Annotated in this window: 21 protein-coding genes and 1 pseudogene; 11 read left to right on the top strand and 11 right to left on the bottom strand. The window is 56.0% G+C overall.

Going from position 1 to position 21577, the window contains the following annotated elements; all coding sequences use genetic code 11:
• Window positions 1-92: 92 nt before the first annotated feature.
• On the bottom strand, window positions 93-1100 hold the full coding sequence (locus L1F30_RS13855) for an aspartate carbamoyltransferase (RefSeq protein WP_253356893.1): 1008 nt from the start codon (window positions 1098-1100) through the stop codon (window positions 93-95).
• 124 nt (window positions 1101-1224) lie between these two features.
• Here L1F30_RS13855 and L1F30_RS13860 point away from each other — a divergent pair, with 124 nt between their 5' ends.
• Complete coding sequence (locus tag L1F30_RS13860) at window positions 1225-2130, top strand: DUF2971 domain-containing protein (RefSeq protein ID WP_253356895.1); 906 nt, start codon at window positions 1225-1227, stop codon at window positions 2128-2130.
• A 38-nt stretch (window positions 2131-2168) separates the two neighbouring features.
• On the opposite strand, the gene sbcB is transcribed toward L1F30_RS13860, so the two are convergent.
• Window positions 2169-3584 carry an exodeoxyribonuclease I gene (gene sbcB / locus L1F30_RS13865; RefSeq protein WP_253356897.1) on the bottom strand — a complete coding sequence of 472 codons (1416 nt, stop codon included), beginning with the start codon at window positions 3582-3584 and terminating at the stop codon, window positions 2169-2171.
• Window positions 3585-3693: 109 nt separating this feature from the next.
• Between sbcB and can the strand changes: the two genes are divergently transcribed.
• A complete protein-coding gene (gene can, locus L1F30_RS13870) occupies window positions 3694-4344 on the top strand; it encodes a carbonate dehydratase (protein ID WP_253356899.1) in 651 nt (216 codons plus the stop codon).
• Window positions 4345-4350: 6 nt separating this feature from the next.
• Here can and L1F30_RS13875 read toward each other — a convergent pair whose 3' ends face one another.
• The 3 genes from L1F30_RS13875 to L1F30_RS13885 form a co-directional block, all read right to left on the bottom strand.
• On the bottom strand, window positions 4351-4824 hold the full coding sequence (locus L1F30_RS13875; RefSeq protein ID WP_253356907.1) for a cupin domain-containing protein: 474 nt from the start codon (window positions 4822-4824) through the stop codon (window positions 4351-4353).
• A gap of 62 nt (window positions 4825-4886) precedes the next feature.
• Window positions 4887-5258, bottom strand: coding sequence for a hypothetical protein (locus tag L1F30_RS13880; RefSeq protein ID WP_253356909.1), 372 nt, complete (start codon window positions 5256-5258; stop codon window positions 4887-4889).
• Window positions 5259-5468: 210 nt separating this feature from the next.
• Window positions 5469-5843 carry a DUF3192 domain-containing protein gene (locus L1F30_RS13885; protein ID WP_253356911.1) on the bottom strand — a complete coding sequence of 125 codons (375 nt, stop codon included), beginning with the start codon at window positions 5841-5843 and terminating at the stop codon, window positions 5469-5471.
• Between the two features lie 566 nt (window positions 5844-6409).
• Between L1F30_RS13885 and L1F30_RS13890 the strand changes: the two genes are divergently transcribed.
• On the top strand, window positions 6410-7033 hold the full coding sequence (locus L1F30_RS13890; RefSeq protein WP_253356913.1) for a PEP-CTERM sorting domain-containing protein: 624 nt from the start codon (window positions 6410-6412) through the stop codon (window positions 7031-7033).
• Window positions 7034-7088: 55 nt separating this feature from the next.
• Here L1F30_RS13890 and L1F30_RS13895 read toward each other — a convergent pair whose 3' ends face one another.
• Window positions 7089-8606, bottom strand: coding sequence for a fumarate hydratase (locus tag L1F30_RS13895; protein WP_253356915.1), 1518 nt, complete (start codon window positions 8604-8606; stop codon window positions 7089-7091).
• A gap of 189 nt (window positions 8607-8795) precedes the next feature.
• Window positions 8796-9023 (bottom strand): hypothetical protein, encoded by a 228-nt coding sequence (locus L1F30_RS13900; RefSeq protein ID WP_253356917.1) that lies wholly within the window; start codon window positions 9021-9023, stop codon window positions 8796-8798.
• Between the two features lie 11 nt (window positions 9024-9034).
• Between L1F30_RS13900 and L1F30_RS13905 the strand changes: the two genes are divergently transcribed.
• Window positions 9035-9238: a Lar family restriction alleviation protein gene (locus L1F30_RS13905; protein ID WP_253356919.1), complete on the top strand. Its 204-nt coding sequence runs from the start codon at window positions 9035-9037 to the stop codon at window positions 9236-9238.
• 8 nt (window positions 9239-9246) lie between these two features.
• Here L1F30_RS13905 and L1F30_RS13910 read toward each other — a convergent pair whose 3' ends face one another.
• Both L1F30_RS13910 and sodB read right to left on the bottom strand, forming a co-directional pair.
• Window positions 9247-10011, bottom strand: coding sequence for a hypothetical protein (locus L1F30_RS13910; protein ID WP_253356921.1), 765 nt, complete (start codon window positions 10009-10011; stop codon window positions 9247-9249).
• A gap of 113 nt (window positions 10012-10124) precedes the next feature.
• Window positions 10125-10706, bottom strand: coding sequence for a superoxide dismutase [Fe] (gene sodB / locus L1F30_RS13915; protein ID WP_253356923.1), 582 nt, complete (start codon window positions 10704-10706; stop codon window positions 10125-10127).
• Window positions 10707-11053: 347 nt separating this feature from the next.
• Between sodB and L1F30_RS13920 the strand changes: the two genes are divergently transcribed.
• Both L1F30_RS13920 and L1F30_RS13925 read left to right on the top strand, forming a co-directional pair.
• Window positions 11054-12856, top strand: coding sequence for a DUF885 family protein (locus tag L1F30_RS13920; protein ID WP_253356925.1), 1803 nt, complete (start codon window positions 11054-11056; stop codon window positions 12854-12856).
• Window positions 12857-13049: 193 nt separating this feature from the next.
• Complete coding sequence (locus L1F30_RS13925) at window positions 13050-14930, top strand: bifunctional diguanylate cyclase/phosphodiesterase (RefSeq protein ID WP_253356927.1); 1881 nt, start codon at window positions 13050-13052, stop codon at window positions 14928-14930.
• A 96-nt stretch (window positions 14931-15026) separates the two neighbouring features.
• Here L1F30_RS13925 and L1F30_RS17620 read toward each other — a convergent pair.
• Window positions 15027-15077 (bottom strand): annotated as a pseudogene (locus tag L1F30_RS17620) (prepilin-type N-terminal cleavage/methylation domain-containing protein); the annotation flags it as partial.
• 118 nt (window positions 15078-15195) lie between these two features.
• Between L1F30_RS17620 and L1F30_RS13930 the strand changes: the two are divergent.
• The 3 genes from L1F30_RS13930 (at window position 15196) to L1F30_RS13940 (ending at window position 17819) form a co-directional block, all read left to right on the top strand.
• Entirely contained in the window at window positions 15196-15780 is a 585-nt protein-coding gene (locus L1F30_RS13930) for a UbiX family flavin prenyltransferase (protein ID WP_253356929.1), read from the top strand.
• Between the two features lie 25 nt (window positions 15781-15805).
• Window positions 15806-17170 carry an FAD-dependent oxidoreductase gene (locus L1F30_RS13935; RefSeq protein ID WP_253356931.1) on the top strand — a complete coding sequence of 455 codons (1365 nt, stop codon included), beginning with the start codon at window positions 15806-15808 and terminating at the stop codon, window positions 17168-17170.
• Window positions 17171-17327: 157 nt separating this feature from the next.
• Entirely contained in the window at window positions 17328-17819 is a 492-nt protein-coding gene (locus L1F30_RS13940) for a flavin reductase family protein (protein ID WP_253356933.1), read from the top strand.
• Between the two features lie 3 nt (window positions 17820-17822).
• Here L1F30_RS13940 and L1F30_RS13945 read toward each other — a convergent pair whose 3' ends face one another.
• Complete coding sequence (locus L1F30_RS13945) at window positions 17823-19874, bottom strand: methyl-accepting chemotaxis protein (protein WP_253356935.1); 2052 nt, start codon at window positions 19872-19874, stop codon at window positions 17823-17825.
• A 187-nt stretch (window positions 19875-20061) separates the two neighbouring features.
• Between L1F30_RS13945 and L1F30_RS13950 the strand changes: the two genes are divergently transcribed.
• On the top strand, window positions 20062-20877 hold the full coding sequence (locus L1F30_RS13950; protein ID WP_253356937.1) for an ABC transporter substrate-binding protein: 816 nt from the start codon (window positions 20062-20064) through the stop codon (window positions 20875-20877).
• Window positions 20878-21188: 311 nt separating this feature from the next.
• Window positions 21189-21503, top strand: coding sequence for a hypothetical protein (locus L1F30_RS13955; protein WP_253356939.1), 315 nt, complete (start codon window positions 21189-21191; stop codon window positions 21501-21503).
• Window positions 21504-21577: the final 74 nt, after the last annotated feature.

A 21577-nucleotide genomic window follows, 5' to 3' on the forward strand; every position in this document is an offset into this window, starting at 1 on the left:
ATAACCGGTCACATAACAGCCCTTGGTATAGATAAATTCGAAATATGAACTAAAGTACCAATAACAAATGGTTCAGTTTCTTGCACTTTCCCTCACCGGTTGGAGTACCAGCGTACCTCCTGGGCGTGCTTGTCTACCAGCTCCACCACATCCAGCACCAGGGCAAACAGCGCCATGCGCACCAGCACACCGTTGTCTGTTTGGCGGAAAATCGCAAGATTCGGGTTGCTGTTGAGGTCGTTATCCAGCTCGTTGGCCTCTGCGCGGGAATCCCTGGGCAGCGGGTGCATGATGACGGTATTGGGCTCGCAGAACTGGGTGTAGATCTGCTGATTCAGGCGAAAGCGGCCACGGTAGAGGTCGGCCTCTTGCTTGGAGGCAAAGCGCTCCTCCTGAATACGGGTGGAATAGGCAATATCCACCTTGCTGATACTGGCTGTGAGCTCATCGGTAACCACCACCTGGTGGCCGGCCTTGCGCATCAGCTCTACCAGATACTCGGGCATGGCAAGCTCCGCAGGCGACACCAGGGTGACATGCAATTGATCATAAAGTGCCAGCAGCCGGCACAGCGAGTGCACCGTGCGGCCATGCTTCAAATCGCCGATCATGGCGATGCGCAGGCCGTTTAAGCCCTTGCCCTTGGCCGCCATCTCCTTGCGAATGGTGTACAAATCCAGCAGCGCCTGGCTCGGGTGCTCGTTAGAGCCATCGCCACCGTTGATTACCGGCACCCGGCTGGCCTCGGCAAACTCTGCCACCGAGCCATTTTGCGGGTGGCGCATGCAAATTACATCGCTGTAGCCCGAGAGCACGCGCGCGGTATCGTAAAGCGACTCGCCCTTGGCAATGGCCGAGCTTTCAAAGCCCGTGGTTTCGCGCACCTCACCGCCCAGCAGGTTAAAGGCGCAGCCGAAGCTCACCCGCGTGCGGGTACTGGGCTCGAAAAACATATTGCCCAAAATCGCGCCTTCCAGCACCCGGGTTACCCGCCGGCGGCTGGCGTAGGGCTCCATGGCATCGGCCACGCGGAAGATCCGCTCGATGTCGGGGCGTTCAAACTGGTCAATAGAGAGAATATGGGAGCCGGTAAAATCCACGCGAACCTCAAGACAGGGAAACAGACGCCGATATTTTAGCGGTCAGGCCCTGTAAGCGCTACGCTTATAGTGCGCCGGGCGCAGCGAACCAAAGAAACAATACTCCAGCCGAAGAGGAACTTGCGTGGTAAACCACAGCCCCGAAACCCTGGTTAAATATTGCTCAGTAGCCACCGCCACAAAAATATTGGAGAGCCAGAGCTTGCGCTGGAGCGCGCCCAATTTATACGGCGACCCCTTCGAGCTGAATCATTTAACGGCCCTGAATTTCGACCCGCAATCCATTTTAAATGCCGCCATCCAGGCGGCAACTGCAATGATCTTTGCCAAAGACGAACCCCGCGGGAGCGCGCCGCTGGCGGTTGTGATTCGCCGCTGGCGCGATGAAGAGCGCTTTCAGTCCCCCGATGAAGCGCTGGATGTGCTGCGTGAGCTGCTCTCGCAAATGGTGGATAACCGCCTGCAAGCGCTCGACACCCTCATGGCCGACTGGCGGAAATTCTGCCGCACCCTGCGCGTGTGCAGCTTTACCGCAAAGCCCGACAACCTGGCCGCCTGGACCCACTACGGCGATCACCACCGCGGCGTTGCCATTCGCATGCAGTGCGGCGAGTTCACCTCGCTCACCAAGCCCCGGCAGGTTACCTACCGCCCCCAGCGCCCGGAAATCACCACCATGCAAGAGCAACTGGCGGTGGTACTCACCAACCAGGATTTTAAAGCGCAAGATCACTTTTTCGAAAAGTTCACCAACAAAGCCGTAAACTTTGCCCATGAAAACGAGTGGCGCTGTTTCCGCCAGGTGAAAGATGAAATAGGCCCGGAGGCCAAGCCCGAGCAAAGCTGGTTTGACGATGTGAAATTTGAGCGCAGCGATATCACCGCCGTTTACTTTGGCGCCCTCACCGATCCGAAAGTAATGCGCGACATCTACGCCCTGGTGCAAGAAAAATACAGCCAGGCAAAAGTATTCCAGGCCAAGTCTACACCTGGCAAATACGACATAGAATTCAATCGCATCACCAGGTAGCGCAAACGGGCCGGCTGTTTACACCGGCCCGTCACCATTTACATCAGCCCGGCACCATAGGCTTCCAGACTATCCACAATGGCTTGGTCGCGCTCGCTGAGTTCAGGCCTTGCGCGCAGGCGCTCAAGCGTTTCAATAAAATCATCCAGCACCACAGAGGCACCCGCCTCCGGATTGGTTAGCCGCTCGTACACCTGCTCTTGCCACCACAGCTGCTCATCGGGGGTTAAGGTCTCGGGAAAGTGGCGCGCGCGGTAGCGCCGCAAAATGGCATTTAAGCGCGCATCTTTAAATTCGATGGCCGCCAGCTGCTCTGGCGCCGCTTCACGCACGCGCGTCATGAGCGCGCGATCTTCATTGGGAATGAAGCCGCCGTAGAGTTGCTGCTCGGGATCTGCACTCGGCGGAAATTCCCGCCCGGAAAACACCTGGCGTAGCTTTTCATTCAGCTCTGCACTTTTTAACTGCGCCCAATGGCGCTCGCAATCGCCGCGGTTTATGTGCAGCCGCTCAGCCACGGGCGCAGTTAACATCGAAAGCGGCGCGAGCATGGGGCTTTTATTGGCGTGTACAAGTTTCAACGGAATGCGGCTCGCACCGGCCGGCAGATCGGCCTCGCTCACAAACACCCGCGCGGCGATTTCTTCGGCAGACAGCGATAACAAGGGTGCAGGGTCTACCGCAAGGTTGTACACAATCACCGCATTTTTATTCACCGGGTGGGGTGCCAGGGGCATGATCAAGGCCGTGCAGCCCTGCGCTGCGGGAAAGCGTGATGAGGTATGCAGCAACGGCTTTTTGTTAATCCAGTCAAACTGCGCCTGCACCGCCTGCTTGTGCCGCAGGCTGTAGGCGTAATCATAAAGTTTGGGCTGCAGCTCGCGAATGCGCTTTGCCAGCGCGATGGTGGCGTATACGTCAGACAGGGCATCGTGCGCGCTTTCATGATTCAACCCGTTCGCAGCCGATAAATCTTCCAGCTTGAAACTGGGCGAACCATCTGGGTGTTTTGGCCACACCATGCCCTCGGGGCGCAGCGCGTACATCATGCGCACCACGTCGATTAAATCCCAGCGGGAATTACCGTTTTTCCACTCCCGCTCGTAGGGATCGTAAAAATTGCGAAACAAGGTATAGCGCGTTACCTCGTCATCAAAACGCAAGCTGTTATAGCCCACGCCACAGGTGCCGGGCACGCTGAATTCCTGGTGGATGCGGGCAATAAATTCGGGCTCGCTTACGCCCTCTTGCGCCGCGTGCTGGGGCGTAATGCCGGTAATTAAACAGGCCTCGGGGCTTGGCAGCAGATCTTCGGTGGGGCGCGCGTAAATCATGAGCGGCTCACCCATAATATTTAACGCCTCATCGGTGCGCACGCCGGCAAATTGTGCCGGGCGATCGGCGGCGGGGTTTGCGCCCCAGGTTTCATAGTCGTGCCAATACAGGCTGTTCATGCGCAAATTCCTTATGTTTTACCGAGCGGGCACTGTGCCAAGGAAGGCTATGATAGCGCAATTAAGTTGATATATACTTCGCCAAATTTCGCCAAACCAACTTAAAAAAATGACTAAATTAGACGCTTTATTCGAAAAAAATAACCGTTGGGCCGAAGCGATAAAGGCCGAAGACCCGGATTTTTTTGCCAAGCTTTCCAACCAGCAAGACCCGGATTACTTGTGGATTGGCTGCTCGGACAGCCGCGTGCCCGCCAACCAGATTGTGGGCATGATGCCCGGTGAATTGTTTGTACACCGCAATGTGGCCAACGTGGTGCTGCACACCGATCTCAACTGCCTGTCTGTCATTCAATACGCCGTAGAAGTGCTGAAGGTAGACCATATCATGGTGGTAGGACACTACGGCTGTGGCGGCGTGGCGGCGTCCTTGCAAAATCAGCAGCTGGGAGTGATAGACCTGTGGATTCGCAACATCCGCGACATCTACTACGCCAACCGCGAGGAAATTGATACGCTGCCCACCCAGCAAGCGCGGGTCGATCGCCTGTGCGAATTAAACGTCATGCAGCAAGTTCAGCAGGTAAGCCGCACCAACGTTGTACAAAACGCCTGGGCCCGCGGCCAGGCGCTTTCGGTGCACGGCTGGATTTACGGCGTGGGCGATGGCCTGCTGAAAAACCTGATAGACCCGATTACCGGTATTGAGCAAATTCCCGAGCAGTACCGCGTGTTTAAAATCGGCCAACCTGTTAAGTAGTTTGGGCTAATCTTCTACCCACACCCGGTCGGCGCCAGTAAACTCTGGCGCCTGCACCGAAAGCACCTTCAGTGGCTCTGCAGATAACACCTTCACGCCATGCACCGCAGCCACCGGCACCTGCACAAAATCACCAGCTGAAATTACAAAGCGCTGATCACCCACCCGCATTTCACCGCGCCCGGCCAATACGTAAATGGTTTCAGTGTGGGTTAAGTGCTTGTGCGGGCGCACCTCATTGGCAATAAAAATCAGAAATTGGCTGGCATTGGCATCTGAGGCCAAAGGCACCACCTCCAGGGGATTCCGGGTGGAAGGAGTGATTGCATGCAGGTTTATGGGTGTGGGCCTTGTAACGGGCGCGGCCTGCTCATCTGCGTAAACAAGCTGTGAAAAACCTGCCCCACTCGCCAGCAGTGCGGCCAAAAGTCGGCCAGCCCAAAACCCTTGCACAGATTTACCGAGCGCCAGTATGTTCATCAACCCTTCCTCACGGTCTAGTAAGCACCACACAGGCTTTGCAATTTACCATGCCCAAGCCCCTAGCGGGCAATTCGCACGGCCGTAATTTCTGCGTAGCCATTGAGCTCGCACCGGCCAGAGGTGTGCACTTGCACCGGCAACTCCTGCGCCATGGCCATGAGTAGGGTGTCGAATATAAAACCTGCGCCGTTGGCGGAGTAATCCTGAAAATAGCTGTGGCCAGATTTACAGCTGTGCGCTTCATCCAAATGCACGCGCAGCACATAGCGACGCTGAGCGGTGGGCTCTAGCGAATGTACAAGTGCCGCCTGCGACCAACCGGCTCTTCCTGCAAGGGCAGGCTCAGCCAACACACAAAGCCCAAAAAACAGCCCGCCAATGAGGCCACTTACGGGCTTATCTATGAATAAATTTCTTGTTGCTGCCCCCATACGGCCTCCCGTTTAGACACTGAGTTATTTTCACAGGCCTGGCAATAGCGTTGCACTCGAACGCACGACCTGCGTCACAATCTCAAACAGCCTAGCAGGGCGAAGCTTACTGGCAGCTGAACAAACGCCTGAAATAAAAACGGCCCACGCCAGGGCGTGGGCCGTTCGGTTTCACACTGAAAACTTAACGCATTGCGCGGGTATAAATACTCAGGGTTTCACAATTTCGTTGTATGAAGGTTCACCCCAACCAACCAGCACGCCGTTTTTAAACACCAGAGGTGTGCACTCGTCTTTGGTGGTAATGCCGTCTTCTTGTTGGCGCTGCGTGCGATAAAACAACACGCGATACTGGCCATCAGCACGGCTATAGCCTTCGCTGAAATCCGGCTTACCCAATTGTTCGCGCACCAGCGCCTCTTGGGTATCAACCACCAGGCTTGAAATAATATCGCGATTTTTAACTTCGCGCTTACCCCAATCGCTGTGGTATTCACCGTCTTTACCCACGTTAATGACACAGGCGCTCAAACCCAGCACCATCACCATGGCCAACATCCGCGTTACGTAGCGCTTAAATTTCATGTAGTTGTGCATTTTATGTAGTTCCCCAATTCACACTGTAAGTTGGCAGCCATAGTACTGCGGCAAATACCTTTACCACAGCCGGCTCAACGCGAATCTCCATCCGTTTAACGCAGCACTTTCGGCTTAACTTAAATCGCAGCTATTCCATCGCATGCTACTTTTCTAACCTAATCACTGAGCTGCAACCATGCCAATGAGGGTGTTGGATGAGTTTACAAGGCGCCGCGCAATTTCTACGCCGGAAATGCCGCGGCACAAACGTACCACCTGACAAAAAAAGACTGATTTACAAGGGTATATGATTGATTCAAGCCCCGCACAAGCAATTAATGCTGCATTCTGCCCACACCTGCGTGCTATTGCGAAACCTTGGCCGCAGGCATCAAGCAAAGCGCGCCAATTGCACGCGCCCCTGTGTCGGCATTTCTGACAACTAACAAAAACTCAACGCAAAGCACGGGCAAAATTCGCCTAATCCTCAGCCTGTGGCGCCGCATTGGAAACTGGTGCGCTTCTTGCTTTAACGCGAGTGCTTGTTAATTTTCTACTAAAGGATGACGAACATGTTTAAAAAAGGAACCCTGGGCCTGTTAATGGCTGCAGCAGTTGGCTTAAGCACACAGGCTAACGCCACCCCCATCGCTATGGGCCAAATTATTGATGGCACCACCTTCGGCAGCAACGATGCATTCCAGTTTTTCAATGCCTCGGATGCCGGTGAGAAAATTGTGTCGCTCACGTGGGATCTAACCCCCATCGCCGCGTTTTTTGACTCAACCAATAGTTCACCAGGTGTAAGCTCAAGCCCGCTTACCTTGGGCTCTGGCGACGCAGTGGGTCACCACTTCCCCACCAACGCGGCACTCGATGGCACCAGCACGCTCACCGTGACCTTTGATCACTTTGATGCCGGCGAAATGTTCAGCTTTGGCGTAGATACCGATTTCTTCAGCAACCCAGATGGCTTTGGCCTGACCGGTGCGCAATTTATCGGTGCAACTGCCACCGCCATTTTCTCGAACGGCATGGCGCGCACGGGCACTTATGTAGCGTCTGATAAGAGCGGTTACGGTTCAATGGTATTCATTGACATTCCCACCAGCGTGCCAGAACCCGGCTCACTGGCCATTCTGGGCCTGGGCTTGATCGGTTTGGGCTTTGCCCGCCGCCAGGCAAAAAAGGCGTAATGCAGCACCCATAAAAAAAGCCCGGCATTGCCGGGCTTTTTTTATGGGTGAGAGATTATTTGACTTCCACCACACCTTCTTCAATTTTTGCCTGCCAGATTTTCGGGCCGGTGAGGTGCACCGATTCGCCGTTGGTATCTACCGCGACGGTAACTGGCATGTCTTCTACTTCAAACTCGTAAATGGCCTCCATGCCAAGTTCCGGGAAGCCCAGCACTTTGGACGACTTAATGGCTTTCGATACGAGGTAGGCAGAACCACCTACAGCCATTAGGTAGACGGCTTTGTTATCGCGTATGGCCTCAATGGCCGCAGGCCCCCGCTCGGCTTTACCAATCATGCCCAGCAAACCTGTTTGCTCGAGCATGGTGCGGGTGAATTTATCCATGCGGGTGGCAGTGGTGGGGCCTGCCGGGCCAACCACTTCATCGCCCACCGGGTCTACCGGGCCCACGTAGTAGATGAAGCGGCCTTTCAGGTCTACCGGGAGCGGCTCGCCTTTGGCAATTAAATCTACCATTTTTTTGTGGGCGGCATCGCGGCCGGTAAGCATTTTGCCAGATAACAAAATGGTTTCACCCGGCGCCCACTGGAGCACATCTTCTTTGGTGACGGTATCCAGGTTTACCCGGCGTACGCTGTCGCCCACTTCCCAGGCAATTTCAGGGTAGTTGTCGAGCGACGGCGGCGTTTGGTGCACGGGGCCTGAGCCATCCAACACAAACTTGGTTAAACGGGTGGCGGCGCAGTTGGGAATAATGGCCACGGGTTTGTTGGCGGCGTGGGTGGGCATGTCTTTCACTTTAATATCGAGCACAGTGGTTAAACCGCCCAGGCCCTGGGCGCCAATGCCCAGCTTGTTCACCTTTTCAAACAGCTCCAAACGCAGCTCTTCAGCGCGATTAGTAGCTCCACGTGCTTGCAGCTCTTGAATGTCGATAGGCTCCAGCAGTGATTCTTTGGCCAGTGCCATGGCTTTATCGGCGGTGCCGCCAATGCCGATGCCCAAAATGCCCGGCGGGCACCAGCCAGCGCCCATTTGCGGTACCACCGAGAGCACCCAGTCCACAATGGAATCCGAGGGGTTCAGCATGGCGAACTTGGTTTTGGCTTCACTACCGCCGCCTTTGGCCACCACGTGCACTTCTACTTTATCGCCCGGCACCACTTTGTAGGTGATCATGGCCGGGGTGTTGTCGCCGGTATTTTTACGGGCGCCGTCTGGGTCTGCCAATACCGAGGCGCGCAGCACGTTATCTGGGTGCTTATAGGCACGGCGCACACCTTCGTTAACCATGTCTTCCACCGACATATCGCCTTGCCACTGCACGTTCATGCCAATTTTCAAAAACACCGAGACAATGCCTGTGTCTTGGCAAATCGGGCGGTGGCCGGTGGCGCACATGCGCGAATTGATCAGTATCTGCGCCATGGCATCTTTCGCGGCCTTGCTCTGCTCGCGCTCGTAGGCTTGATGCACCGCCTGAATGAAATCTTTGGGGTGGTAGTAAGAAATAAATTGCAATGCGTCGGCAACGCTTTCGATCAGGTCATCCTGGCGAATCACGGTCATGTGTCTGCTCTCGTCATGGGCTGGGGTATAGAGGCGAATTCTACACCATGGCAGGCAGCTGAAAAACGCCGGGGGCAAGCAGTGGGCTGCCATACCCCACATCTAGCGAGTGATCTGCAATCACACACAAGTATCAGCACATTTTGGGTTAGAGGCTTATTGCAATCACAAAATATGGGGCTAGACTGGTTAAAGCGACCCAAGAGACGGAGCCCTTATGGCAAGCTCGCCGCCGGTGGTAATGGGTACAACCCGATTACCGGCACCGGCCAATCGCACATCACTCAGGCGTTTCGCTGCAGGTTTGCCCCACTCACCTGCACGCCGCCCCTCCCCCAACCACTTAGCCCGGCAGCCGGCATCAACCACCAACTGCCCCCCACGCCACAAACACAACACAATAAAAACGCCAACCATTGGAGAGCACCATGGCAACGTCTTTGTCACCTTGCCCTTATTGTCACAGCCAGCAATTGCACTTTGTGCACCATTTGCTCACTCACGCCGTGTGCTGCGAACACTGCGGCGCCTGCGGGCCCAGCCAGCGGGAAATTGATGAAGCAGTGCATCTTTGGAATCTGGTGGCCCAGCTGCAGCAGAGCCAGAACCCGGCCCTTGAACGGGCCGGTTAAAGGGCGTTTTAGCGGGCCTGCAGGGCGTTAACCTGCTCTTTGAGGGTAACCAGGTCGCGATTGACCGTTAAGCGGTAGATATCAATCGCTTTAATGGCTTCTTCGTTGGTTTTCAAACGGCCCGAGAGATCATTGCGCAGCTTGTTGAGCTGCTGCTCCATGCCGGAGAGCTTCTCAATCTGGCGGTGCAGGCGATCGAGCTGATCGTCCACAGTGGCTTGGGTTGCGAGCAATTTGCTGTCTACACCCGAGAGCTGCTTTTTCACATCGGCCAGCAGTTTGGCATTGCCGCTGGCGAGCTTTTTCTCCAGGTCACTAATGGCATCTGTATTGGCGGCGATGGCTTTGCGATTGGTATCGTAGGCCACCCCCCACAGCTTTCTGATTTCAGAATCTGCCCACACAAGCTTGGCCTTGAAGGCCTCGGCAGACTCCATCACCTCGCCCTCGGTCATGCTGAGCTGACCCTCAAGCTCGGCAATGCGGCTTTCCAGCTGGCCGCGCATCTCGGCACTTTGCACCTGGGTTTGCTGTAACTGCCATGCGAGGTAACCACTGCCAGCCACGCCGGCAAAGGCCACCAACAGCGCAATGGTGGCCAGGGTTTGGCTGGCCTTGGGTGCCACGGGGCGGCTGCTCGGCTGCGGGCGGGTCGGGCGCGGGTCGGGCGCGCGCGCCGCACCACTGGGCTGAGCCGGGCGGGGCGTAGGCTTGCGTGCCGGCGGCTCGTCTGAATGAGGCGCGCCTAAGGTAGGTTCTTTGCGTTCGTTCATGCGTGGGTTCTCACCCTAAGTTGCGGGATTGGCGGTTGTTTATAACAGGAATAACCGCCAGACAAAAGAATGCCGGGCTAAACCCGGCATCTGACACACAAAACCTGCAGAAATTATGCGAAGTTTTTGTTCACGAAATCCCAGTTAACCAGTGCCCAGAAGGCATCCATGTACTTGGGGCGCGCGTTGCGGTAGTCGATGTAGTAGGCGTGCTCCCACAGATCTACCGTCAGGATGGGGGTTACGCTGTCGTCGGTCAACGGGGTGGCGGCGTTGCTGGTGTTAACAATCGCTACGCTGCCGTCGGCCTTTTTAACCAGCCACGTCCAGGAAGAGCCGAAGTTGGCAACGGCTGAGGCCGTGAACTCTTCTTTGAACTTGTCGAACGAGCCAAAGGCTTTGTTGATGGCCTCGGCCACAGCGCCGGTAGCTGCACCGCCACCGTTGGGGCTCAGGCAGTTCCAGTAGAAGGTGTGGTTCCAAATCTGGGCTGCGTTGTTGAACACGCCGCCGCTGCTGGCTTTTACGATGTCTTCCAGGCTTTTGCCTTCAAACTCGCTGCCGGGAATCATGCCATTTAGCTTGTCCACGTAGGTTTTGTGGTGCTTGCCGTAATGGAACTCCAGAGTTTCTTTGGAAATATGGGGCGCAAGCGCGTCCATTGCATAGGGAAGCGCGGGCAATTCAATAGCCATGTTTATCCACCTTAATATCTTGCTTAGCTTGCGGGTTTACAGTGCCGGCGTACCGGGCACCGATCGTGAGCTTGCTGGGCTTTCTCGGGCAACAGGCCAAAATACACCCATCCGAAAAAGCCGCCGGCCAGTATAACGCCGGGATCGGCCGCTATTTTACGGATTGTGGCCCAAAATAAGAAGGGTATTGGGGCTATCAACCCCATAGAAAGCCTTAAAAACCGGGTGCTATTCATCTTGCCCGAGTGTCGGCTCAACGGGTTTATTGGGCCACTGGGCGAATGCTCCGTATACTCGGCCTGTTTGGTACCACCAAAAACCCATCACTCGATAATACAGAGGATCCAATGAATCCCATTGTTAAATTGATTGCCGGTGCCACCGGCGGCCTGCTGCTAAGCCTGGCCGCACACGCCAACACCGATGCACAAAGCGAAGACGCAAAAGCCGAGGCCTTGTTTGAGACCATCTTTAATGAAGGCGTAGAGCGCAGCCCCATTTACCAGACGTATCTGGGCATGAAAACCAACTACGACCAGTGGGACGATCTCTCGCCCGAGCACGAACAAGAGGGCTACGCACTGGCGCGCGACCAGCTAAAGCGCCTGCGTGCACTGGATAAAAGCAAGCTCAGCGAAGACAACGCCCTGAGCTACCGCCTGATGGAAGACGACCTGGAACAAGACCTCGCCTTCGAGCGCTGGCGGTTGCACAACTACCCGGTGAACCAGATGTTCGGCATGCACTCGATGGTGCCAAGCTTTCTGATCAACCAGCACCGCGTAGATTCAGTGAGCGATGCCGAGGCCTACATTGGCCGCCTGAACAAACTGCCCAAGGTTATGAAACAACTCATTGCCAATCTCGATGAGCGCGCCAAAGCCGGCATTATTGCACCCAAGTTTGTGTTCCCCTACGTGATCAGCGATAGCGAGAACATCCTCAAAGGCGCGCCCTTCTCCAAAGGTGAAGACAGCCCGCTGATGGCGGATTTCCGCAAGAAGGTAAACGCACTCGACATTGACGATGCCGAGAAAGCCAAGCTGATCAAGCGCGGCGAAAAGGCCCTGAAAAAAGGCCTGAAGCCAGCCTACACCCAGCTTGTGGCCTACCTGAAGAAGCTCGAGAAGAAAGCCGACACCCGCGACGGTGCCTGGAAATTCCCGAACGGCGCAGAGTTCTATAATGCGGCGCTCAAAAAAACCACCACCACAGACCTCACCGCCGATGAAATTCACAACATCGGGCTGAAAGAAGTGGCCCGCATCCACGATGAAATGCGCGCCATCATGAAGCAGGTGAAGTTCGATGGCAGCCTGCAGGAATTCTTCGTGTTCATGCGCGACGACCCGCAGTTCTACTACCCCACCACCGATGAAGGCAAAGCCCGCTACCTGAAAGAAGCCACCGCACTTATCGACAACATGAAAGGCCGTTTGGACGAGCTGTTTATCACCAAGCCCAAAGCAGACCTGGTAGTGAAAGCCGTTGAGCCCTTCCGCGAGAAATCCGCCGGCAAGGCCTTCTACCAGCGCCCGGCGCCGAACGGTTCACGCCCTGGCATGTACTACGCCAACCTCTACGACATGAAAGCCATGCCCATCTACCAGATGGAAGCACTGGCCTATCACGAGGGCGTACCTGGCCATCACATGCAGCTTGCCATTTCACAAGAGCTGCAAGGTGTGCCGAAGTTCCGCAAGTACGGCAGCTACACTGCCTACACCGAAGGTTGGGGCCTCTACTCTGAGCTGGTGCCCAAAGAAATGGGCCTGTATGAAGACCCCTACTCGGATTTCGGCCGCTTGGCCATGGAGCTGTGGCGCGCCTGCCGCCTGGTGGTAGATACCGGCATCCACGCGAAGAAGTGGACCCGTGAAGAGGCCATCGACTACCTGGTAACCAACACGCCCAACGCCAAATCCGATAGCGTAAAAGCCATCGAGCGCTACATAGTGATGCCCTCACAGGCCACCGCCTACAAGATCGGCATGATCAAAATTGTAGAGCTGCGTGAAAAAGCCAAGCGCGAGCTGGGCGATAAGTTCGATATTCGCCAATACCACGACGTGGTACTCACCAGCGGCCCTGTGCCATTGACTGTACTGGAAGAGCGCGTAAACGCCTGGATCAAGCGCACCAAAGCGTAATTACCCAACACCCTTGCTGCGGCCCTCGCTGCAGCGCTGTGCCGGGCCCTGCCCGGCATTTTTTTGCCTGCGGTTCAGGTGGCCGGCCGCTCGTGGTAACGCTGCCCACCCTGCACCTGCCGGTAGGCCCGGCCAGGCCTGCCAGATTCCCGCCAACTGCTATTCTTTTGGCTGAATCACAGCGGAATGCACCATGCCTTCATTGTTACCCAACGCCTCCCAACAGCACCTGCAGCGCCGTGCGCAACGGCTCTCCCATGTCATTTACTGGTGCATGGGCGGGTTTATCACAGCCATGGGCCTGAACCTGTGGGTGGGCGTCAACTGGTATACCCAGGCTATTTTTGCACTCACCCTGATTGCGCTTAGCCAGGCCCTGCGCGCCATCAGCGGGCAGCAGGTAGAGCGCGCCTCCACCATTTTGCTTTGGGGAATTACCCTGTGCCTGAGCGCCGTGATTGCGGCCAACTTCGGGCTGCTTGATAAGGGTGTGCTGGGCTTCCCGGCGCTGCTGATATTTGCAGCCCTGTTCAGCAAGCCCCGCCAATTCTGGATTTTGTTCAGCTTTATATTGGCCGTGGTGACACTGCTGGGCATTGCACAGCTGTCTGGCTGGAAGCCCCGCATCACGATGAATGTTACCCTCTCCACACTTGCCAATACCTTTACCATTTTGGCCATCACAGGTTTTAGCGTGCACTTTTTAGCCCGTGACTTGCGCCTGACCCTGAATCAGCTGGCAGAAGAAAACGAAAAGTTCCGTGCCTCCGAGGCCAAGGCCACCTACCTTGCCCAATACGACGCCCTCACAGGCCTGCCCAACCGCACCCTGTGCGAAGATCGCTTCACCACCTCGTTGCTGCGTATCAAACGTCACGGCGGCCAGTGTGCACTGCTCTTTATTGACCTGGATAATTTCAAAACCATCAACGACTCCCTAGGCCACTCCATTGGCGACAAAGTCTTGCAGATGGTGGCTAAAACGCTCAAACGTAGCCTGCGCGAAACCGATACCGCCTGCCGGTTTGGCGGCGATGAATTTATTGTGCTGTTAAACGATGTCAAAAATGCCCGGCAGGTGGAGCGGGTGGCCGCCAAAATTTTGAAAATGCTCACCAAACCCGCACAACTGGACAACCACTACATTCAAACTTCTGCCTCCATTGGCATTGCCATGGCCCCCCAGGACGGCAGCGATTTCGAAAGCTTTTGCAAAAATGCCGACATCGCAATGTATCGCGCCAAAGCCGACGGCAAAAATCTGTACCGCTTTTTTGATGCAGGTATGAACACCTTAAGCGATGAACGCTTTGTGCTCATCAAAGACCTGCGCAAGGCCGTGAAAAACGATGAGCTGCGCCTGTACTATCAACCCAAAGTCGATTTACGCACCGGCAAACTGGTTGGCGCCGAGGCGCTCATCCGCTGGCAACACCCCGAGCGCGGGCTAATGACACCCGTTGATTTTATTGAGCTGGCAGAGGAAACCGGGCTGATTGTGGAAATTGGCAATTGGGTGCTGCGCGAGGCCTGCCGGCAGTGCAAGCAGTGGCACTTGGCCGGCCACTCCAATCTGGAAATTGCGGTGAACCTGTCGCCTGTGCAATTTACCCGCGGCACACTGGAAAAAGAAGTGGTGCGCGCACTCAGTGAGGCAGCCCTTGAAGGCCAGCACCTGGAGCTTGAGCTGACCGAATCGCTACTGCTCAGCGATGCCGAAAACGTACGCGCCCAGATTGCCGACCTGCGCCTTCACGGTGTCAGTTTTTCTATCGACGATTTTGGCACCGGCTATTCCAACCTGGGCTACCTCAGTAAATTTGATTTGGAAGCACTGAAGATTGACCAATCTTTTGTGCGCAAAATGTTGGATTCCAAGCAAGACCTCAACATTATTATTGCCATTATCAATATTGCACAAAGCCTGGGGTTAGCCACGGTGGCCGAAGGCGTGGAAGATGCGCTGGCGCTGGCGCGCTTGCAGGAGCTGGGATGCGATTTGGGCCAAGGCTATTTTTGGTCTAAGCCGCTCGCCTGCGACGAATTTGAGCAATTGATGAGTGAATTCAGCTAAAGCAAATGCGGTGGCATCACGGCCACAACGCGCTCGGCACCGTAAAAAATCAATAAATTTCCGTCCAGCAATGGCCGCCAGCACGCCACCCATCACCAGCACAGCCACCAGCTCAATAAGCGTAAAACCCTGTGCAACTAAAGGCATCGCACTGAGGTGCTGCACCCTGCTACTGCAACCGGCAGGCTTAGGCACGGGCAAGATTGGTTCTTTTTTCTACATTCATAAGTAGTAATATAGCCCAGAACATTTTTGAGCCAGTGCTATGACAGAACCCACCCGCTTGATTATCGGTATTTCCGGCGCCTCGGGCGTGATTTACGGCGTGCGCCTGCTGGAGCTCTTAAAGCCCACCGCTATTGAAACCCACCTGGTAATGAGCAAGGCCGCCGAGCTGACCCTGAGCTATGAAACCCAATATAAAGCTGAACAGGTCAAGGCGCTGGCCGATGTGGTGCACTCACCCAAAAATATAGGGGCGTCTATCGCCAGCGGCAGCTTTAAAACCGCAGGCATGATTGTGGCGCCATGTTCCATAAAAAGCATGGGCGAAATCGCCACGGGCATCACCAGCAGTTTGCTTTCGCGCGCGGCCGATGTAGTGCTCAAAGAGCGCCGCAAACTTGTGCTGATGGTGCGCGAAACGCCCCTGCACACAGGCCACCTGCGCACCATGACCAGCCTATCGGAAATGGGCGCCATCATCGCGCCGCCGGTGCCTGCCTTTTACGCCCGCCCGGCAGATTTGCAGGCCATGGTTGATCACAGCCTCGCGCGGGTGCTGGATTTGTACGACATTGCGGTTCATGGACTCGTGCGCTGGACAGGTGATCCAATTGCACCCAAATAAACAGTAACCGCACCAAGGAAACTTCATGAGCGAGTATTTGATCTGGGAATGCCTGGTTTGTGGCTTTATTTACGACGAGGCCGAAGGCTGGCCCGATGACGGCATTGCCCCTGGCACTCGCTGGGCCGACGTACCCGACGACTGGTTTTGCCCCGATTGCGGAGTAGGCAAAGAAGACTTCGAAATGCGCGCGCGCGGCCCCAGCGAGCAACAGTCCAGCACAACAGCGGCTGCGCCACTCGCGAGCGCACCGCTAATCATTTTGGGCACGGGCCTGGCCGGCTATAACTTGGCGCGCGAATGGCGCAAGCTTGATGAGAAAACCCCGCTATTGATGATCACCGCCGACGACGGCGCCTTTTACTCCAAGCCCCTGCTTTCTACGGGCTTCGCCAAGGGCCAAACGCCTGAGCAAATGGTGAGCAGCAGTGCATCGGCAATGGCCGAACAACTCAACGCGGAAATCATCACCCATACCCGGGTGGGCGCCATCGACACCCACGCCCAAACGGTGACCGCCAACGGCCAAACCTACCCCTACAGCCAGCTGGTGCTGGCGCTCGGCAGCGAGGCCATTACCCCGCCCATGGCAGGCGCGAGCACTGAGCGCGTGTTTACCGTGAACGACCTCACCGACTACCGGCGCTTTAAAGAGGCCATTGAAGGTAAGCTGCGCATACTCATTGTGGGCGCGGGCCTGATTGGTTCGGAATACGCCAACGACCTGGCGCAAACCGGGCGCGAGATACACGTGGTAGATCCACTCGCCGCCCCCTTGGGCAGCCTGATGCCCGCCGAGGTTGGGCAAGTCATCCAGCAGGGGCTGGCAGCCCACGGCGTGCAATACCACCTGCAAACCCTGGTGCAATCCTTGGCCGAAACAGGCCAAGGCGTGCGAGCGACCCTCGCCAATGGCGAGCAAATTGAGGCCGACCTAGTGCTCTCGGCCGTGGGCGTGCGCCCGCGCACAGCACTGGCACAGGCCGCCGGTATCACCGTGGGCCGCGGTATCCAAACCGATGCCTACCTCAAGACTTCGGCGTCGAATGTATACGCGCTCGGTGATTGCGCAGAAGTGGCCGGCCATAACTTGCTGTATGTGATGCCGTTGATGCACGCCGCCCGGGCGCTGGCACCCACACTGGCGGGCACCCCCACCGCTGTGCGCTACCCGGCTATGCCTGTGATGGTCAAAACCACCCTGTGCCCGGTGGTGGTAAGCCCCGTTGCATCAGGCCAGGCCGGCAGTTGGCAAATCGAACAAGACGGCCACAACGTCAGGGCGCTGTTTCATAGCCCAGAGGGCGTACTGCAGGGGTTTGCGCTTACGGGCAACTACCTGCGGGAAAAAGAGCCGCTCAACCGGCAGCTGGCGGCCATACTGGAGTAGGTATTTTGGCGCCAAAGCGTTAGACTGCGCAGCCCTGAGCGGGCGCGGATAAGCAGGCCCCGGGTACGCCTTTCATTGCAGGCTCACCCAAGCGCTGCCGCGCCCACCCACGAGCCCGCCGCCAGGGCCGGAATAGACGCAAGAGAGACCAAGGCCCATGAGCACCGAGCCACAACCCTTCGACAGCCTCGCGTTTCGCAACGCACTGGGCAGCTTTCCCACCGGCGTGACCATTGTCACCACCCGCGATGCACAGGGCCTGCCCGTGGGTATGACGGTGAGCAGCTTTAATTCTGTGTCATTGGAGCCGCCGTTGGTGTTGTGGAGCATTGCCAAAACCGCCAACTGCTTTGATGTTTTTGAGCGCACGAATCACTTTGCCATTCACGTGTTAAAGCAAGAGCAACGCGACCTTTCAGACCTGTTTGGCCGCCCAAGCCCAGACGACAAATTCGGCCAATTGCCGCTCACCAATGGCGTGGCCAACAGCCCTATCTTGCCGGATTTTAACGCCGTGTTTGAATGCACGCTGGAGCACCGCTACAGCGGTGGCGATCACATTATATTGGTGGGGCGCGTACAGCAATTTGCCGTGCATGCCGGCAGCCCGTTGGTGTTTCACGGCGGGCTCTACCGCAACCTCGGCTGAGCGCTAAAGCGTAAAGCGTTTCATTAAATCTGCAAGCGTGTCTGATTGTGCCTGCAACGTTTGGCACAGGCGCTGACAGGCTACAATGTCTTCACCGGTGCTGCGCGAGTGATCGGCAATAGATTGCACATTGCGGTTAATTTCTTCGGTGGCCTGGCTTTGTTCTTCTGTGGCGGTTGCTATCTGGTAGTTCATATCGGAAATCCGGTTTACACCTTCGGTAATACCCAACAGCAACTCACCGGTTTGCCGCACGTGTTGCACACTGGTTTGGGTTTGCTCGCTGCCAGCCATAATAGATTCCACGGTAGCGCGGGCACTGCGATCAAGCCGTGCAATCATGTCATTAATTTCTTCGGTAGATTGCGCTGTGCGCTGGGCAAGCGTGCGTACCTCATCGGCCACCACCGCGAAGCCGCGCCCTTGCTCGCCGGCGCGGGCAGCTTCAATGGCAGCGTTTAAAGCCAATAGATTGGTTTGCTCTGAAATGCCTTTAATCACATCCAGTACGCCAGAGATGGATTTAATGTCTTTGGCGAGCTGTTCTACCCGTTCTACCGATTGGCCCATCACCTGGTTGAGCTGGCCCATATCTTTTACTGTGCCCTCAACCTTGGCTTTGCCATCGCCGGCGGTTTGGTGAGCTGTGCGCGAGGCCTCGGCGGCGTCGGCGGCGTTGCGCGCAATTTCGTTAACGGTTGCACCCATTTCATTTACCGCCGTGGCAACCATGTCGGTATTGAGTTGCTGCTGTTCTGTGCGCCCGGCCGCTTGCGAAATATATTGATTTACCGATTGCGACGCCTTGGCCACCGCGTGGCTTGACTGCACAATCTGCGCGCACAAGGTGTGCAATTGCTCAATAAAAACATTGACCTGCCGGGCCAAATCACCAACTTCATCTTTGCGGGTTTCCGGAAGCCTTGCAGTCAAATCGCCATCGCGCTGGGTAATATCTTCCAGCGCCAGAGTAATTTCTACCAAGGGGCGTACAATGCGATTAGCAAGCCATAACACAAGCACCAAAAAAACCACCGCCAATAACAGCGACAAGCCCAGGTTGTGCAAGATGGTGGCCTCAAGCCCCGCGTAGAGCTCTGCCTGCGGAATTTCGGCAACCAAATACCAGTCTGCCGATTGCAATGGAATTGATGCCGCCAAATAGGCTTCACCATCGCGTGTAAAGGTTTGCGTGGCGATATCTTTGGCGCGCACCAAGCCATCGCCATTGGCTTGCAACACGCTCGCCAAAGGCCGGCCAGACAGGCCTGGATCGCGGTGCAATTTAATGTTCCCACTGCGGTCTACCAGATACACCTGCCCGTGCTTGCCAAGCCGGTAGTTGCGCACCAGTTCAGACATAGCCGCAAGCGACTGGCCAACGCCGCCCACACCCTGCACACCGCGGGTATCGATTTTGTAGTTGATAAACACCGTGGGCTTACCACTGGCCTCATCCACATCCAGGCTCAATTCATAGGGCCGCCCGCTAGCCAAAAAACGGTAGAACCACTGATCGCGATCCGCCGAGGGCGAAAGGGTTTTAAACAACCCATCGGTATTGAAATAGTGACCCGTGCGCTCTGATACCACATAGGCGGCAATGGCGTCACTGCTGCTGCGCACCCCTTGCAGATAACGCACCAGGCGATCTTGCTTGGCCTTACGGCTGTCTGCAATTTCCGCCGCCGTCAGCTCGCGGGCCACGGGGGCCGATGAGTCATCAAACACGCTGACCTGTGCTTGCGCCGCTGCGCTTTGGCTGCCGGAATTATCAACGGCCACCCCGCGATCTTTTGCCGCATCGTCATAGGCGAGAAAATCCTGCACATAGACATTGTTGGCCACCGCACGGGAGGTCACGATGGCCGATTGTAAATCCAGCTCAATGCCGTTGCGCACTTCGCGCAAGGATGCCGGCAACTCGGTGCCCATCAAGCGCTCGTCAATTAGGTTGCGGATGCTGACATTAAAAATGCTGGTGCTAACTAACAGTGGCAACAAAAGTGCTGCCGCCATACTGATTAACAACTGCTGTTTCAGGCCGATATTCATTAGACACCTTCGCTGGCACATTCAGCGCCTTGCCGGAACTTCACTCTTGGGTCACAGCACAGCCCCACAGCAGCAGCTTGTTTCCGGCCGTTCAACCACTAGAGAGTTGAACTACAGTTATAGCTGATAATGCCGGGTTAAGCGCACTTGCCCAGAACGCCGATTTCGCCAATATGACCAAAGCCCCATGTTCAGAATCGCGCTAGCGGCACTGCTGCTCAGTGCCACCGTAGAGGCCGGCGGGCCCGGCTTTACCCTGGGTACCGAGGCCGTCGGCTATAGCCCCCACTACCACTGGGGCTCTGGGCCAGCCCCCGAATATGCAGGCTTTGCACGGGAGCTATTCGACGCCTTTGCCAGCCAGGAAAACCTGCAGCTGCACTACTTGCCCTTGCCGGTCAAACGCTTGTATCAGCAATTTTTGCGCACAGGTGGGTTGGATTTCAAATACCCAGACAGCCCCGAATGGCAAGCCCCCCTGCGCGCGGGGCTCAGCATCACCTATAGCCGGCCTGCCGCACACTATATCGACGGAATCATCAGCCTTAATCAACAACCGCCACTTAAACGATTGGGCACCATTCGCGGCTTTAACCCCACGCCCTATTTGCACGCCATTCACAATGGCGATATTGCAATAAGCGAATTCACCCGGGTCACCGACCTGCTACAGGCACTGCTGCACCAACGCATTGACGGCGCCTACTTAAATATTGATGTGGGTATGTACCAAGCCAGCGGCCAACTTGGCGCGGGTGCGCGCGTGTGTTTTAACACGCAGCTGCCGTTTGTAAGCGGCGGCTACCGGTTAGCCACCCGGAAGCACCCCGAAGTGATCGCGGCATTTGACCGGTTTTTACAAACCAATGCCACACGCATTGCCGCCATGAAGCAGCGCCACGGTGTACAGTTGGCCGCCATAGACCTGAACAACGTAAAAACCCGGCATCGGCACCGCTGCCAACCAAAACCTGCACAAACCATTCTATCAACGGATAAATAAGTAAAACCATGCGAGAAAAGTGGCGCCATAAATCTTTGCCAATAAATTGCTGCCAATAAAAACAGATACGGCATGCATCGCACGCCGAACCGAACTAGAAACTAGAAACTAGAAACTAGAAACTAGAAACTAGAAACTAGAAACTAGAAACTAGAAACTAGAAACTAGAAACTGGATTCTCAAAACAGACCTGTGTCCATATCGCCACAGCTGCTGACACAACCATACACAATGCGGTATATGCCGCAAAGCTCTGACCCCTGCACCGGCCACGGCTCGTGTATACTGGCGCCTCAGCCAAGGAATTTACCGTGTCACTGGAATCTATCACCCACAATATCGATACCCAGCTCAAAGCCCTCGAGCAAACACTGCACAGCTGCGAGCAGCAACTGGCCGAGTGCGATCAAGAGCGACAGCCGTTTTTAGAGCGCGAGATTGCCGCCCTTAAAACCACCCGGGGTAAATTGATAAAGTCGCGCGCCTTGGCCATTCAGGCCCACGAGCTGCGCCAACAAGCGGAACACCCGCCAATAGCAGCGGCTGGCAATCGCTGGCTGTGGCGCTCGGCGCTGATTTTGGTTTTTGCCCTTATTGGCGCACTCGCCACCCTGACCTTTTTGTAATTCAACCCATTTGTCTGGCCTCCCGTCGCCTTGTCGCTTTGGGAATAGCGACCTGTCGCCCGCTGAATAGTTGG

Source organism: Simiduia sp. 21SJ11W-1 (genome assembly GCF_024138675.1).
GTDB lineage: Bacteria > Pseudomonadota > Gammaproteobacteria > Pseudomonadales > Cellvibrionaceae > Simiduia.

What these genes read in the sequence shown, in the direction of transcription:
- sbcB (WP_253356897.1), bottom strand. Translation starts at nt 3,584, where the DNA reads ATGAACAGCCTGTATTGGCACGACTATGAAACCTGGGGCGCAAACCCC.
- can (WP_253356899.1), top strand. Translation starts at nt 3,694, where the DNA reads ATGACTAAATTAGACGCTTTATTCGAAAAAAATAACCGTTGGGCCGAA.
- L1F30_RS13875 (WP_253356907.1), bottom strand. Translation starts at nt 4,824, where the DNA reads ATGAACATACTGGCGCTCGGTAAATCTGTGCAAGGGTTTTGGGCTGGC.
- L1F30_RS13880 (WP_253356909.1), bottom strand. Translation starts at nt 5,258, where the DNA reads ATGGGGGCAGCAACAAGAAATTTATTCATAGATAAGCCCGTAAGTGGC.
- L1F30_RS13885 (WP_253356911.1), bottom strand. Translation starts at nt 5,843, where the DNA reads ATGAAATTTAAGCGCTACGTAACGCGGATGTTGGCCATGGTGATGGTG.
- L1F30_RS13890 (WP_253356913.1), top strand. Translation starts at nt 6,410, where the DNA reads ATGTTTAAAAAAGGAACCCTGGGCCTGTTAATGGCTGCAGCAGTTGGC.
- L1F30_RS13895 (WP_253356915.1), bottom strand. Translation starts at nt 8,606, where the DNA reads ATGACCGTGATTCGCCAGGATGACCTGATCGAAAGCGTTGCCGACGCA.
- L1F30_RS13900 (WP_253356917.1), bottom strand. Translation starts at nt 9,023, where the DNA reads ATGGTTGGCGTTTTTATTGTGTTGTGTTTGTGGCGTGGGGGGCAGTTG.
- L1F30_RS13905 (WP_253356919.1), top strand. Translation starts at nt 9,035, where the DNA reads ATGGCAACGTCTTTGTCACCTTGCCCTTATTGTCACAGCCAGCAATTG.
- L1F30_RS13910 (WP_253356921.1), bottom strand. Translation starts at nt 10,011, where the DNA reads ATGAACGAACGCAAAGAACCTACCTTAGGCGCGCCTCATTCAGACGAG.
- sodB (WP_253356923.1), bottom strand. Translation starts at nt 10,706, where the DNA reads ATGGCTATTGAATTGCCCGCGCTTCCCTATGCAATGGACGCGCTTGCG.
- L1F30_RS13920 (WP_253356925.1), top strand. Translation starts at nt 11,054, where the DNA reads ATGAATCCCATTGTTAAATTGATTGCCGGTGCCACCGGCGGCCTGCTG.
- L1F30_RS13925 (WP_253356927.1), top strand. Translation starts at nt 13,050, where the DNA reads ATGCCTTCATTGTTACCCAACGCCTCCCAACAGCACCTGCAGCGCCGT.
- L1F30_RS13930 (WP_253356929.1), top strand. Translation starts at nt 15,196, where the DNA reads ATGACAGAACCCACCCGCTTGATTATCGGTATTTCCGGCGCCTCGGGC.
- L1F30_RS13935 (WP_253356931.1), top strand. Translation starts at nt 15,806, where the DNA reads ATGAGCGAGTATTTGATCTGGGAATGCCTGGTTTGTGGCTTTATTTAC.
- L1F30_RS13940 (WP_253356933.1), top strand. Translation starts at nt 17,328, where the DNA reads ATGAGCACCGAGCCACAACCCTTCGACAGCCTCGCGTTTCGCAACGCA.
- L1F30_RS13945 (WP_253356935.1), bottom strand. Translation starts at nt 19,874, where the DNA reads ATGAATATCGGCCTGAAACAGCAGTTGTTAATCAGTATGGCGGCAGCA.
- L1F30_RS13950 (WP_253356937.1), top strand. Translation starts at nt 20,062, where the DNA reads ATGTTCAGAATCGCGCTAGCGGCACTGCTGCTCAGTGCCACCGTAGAG.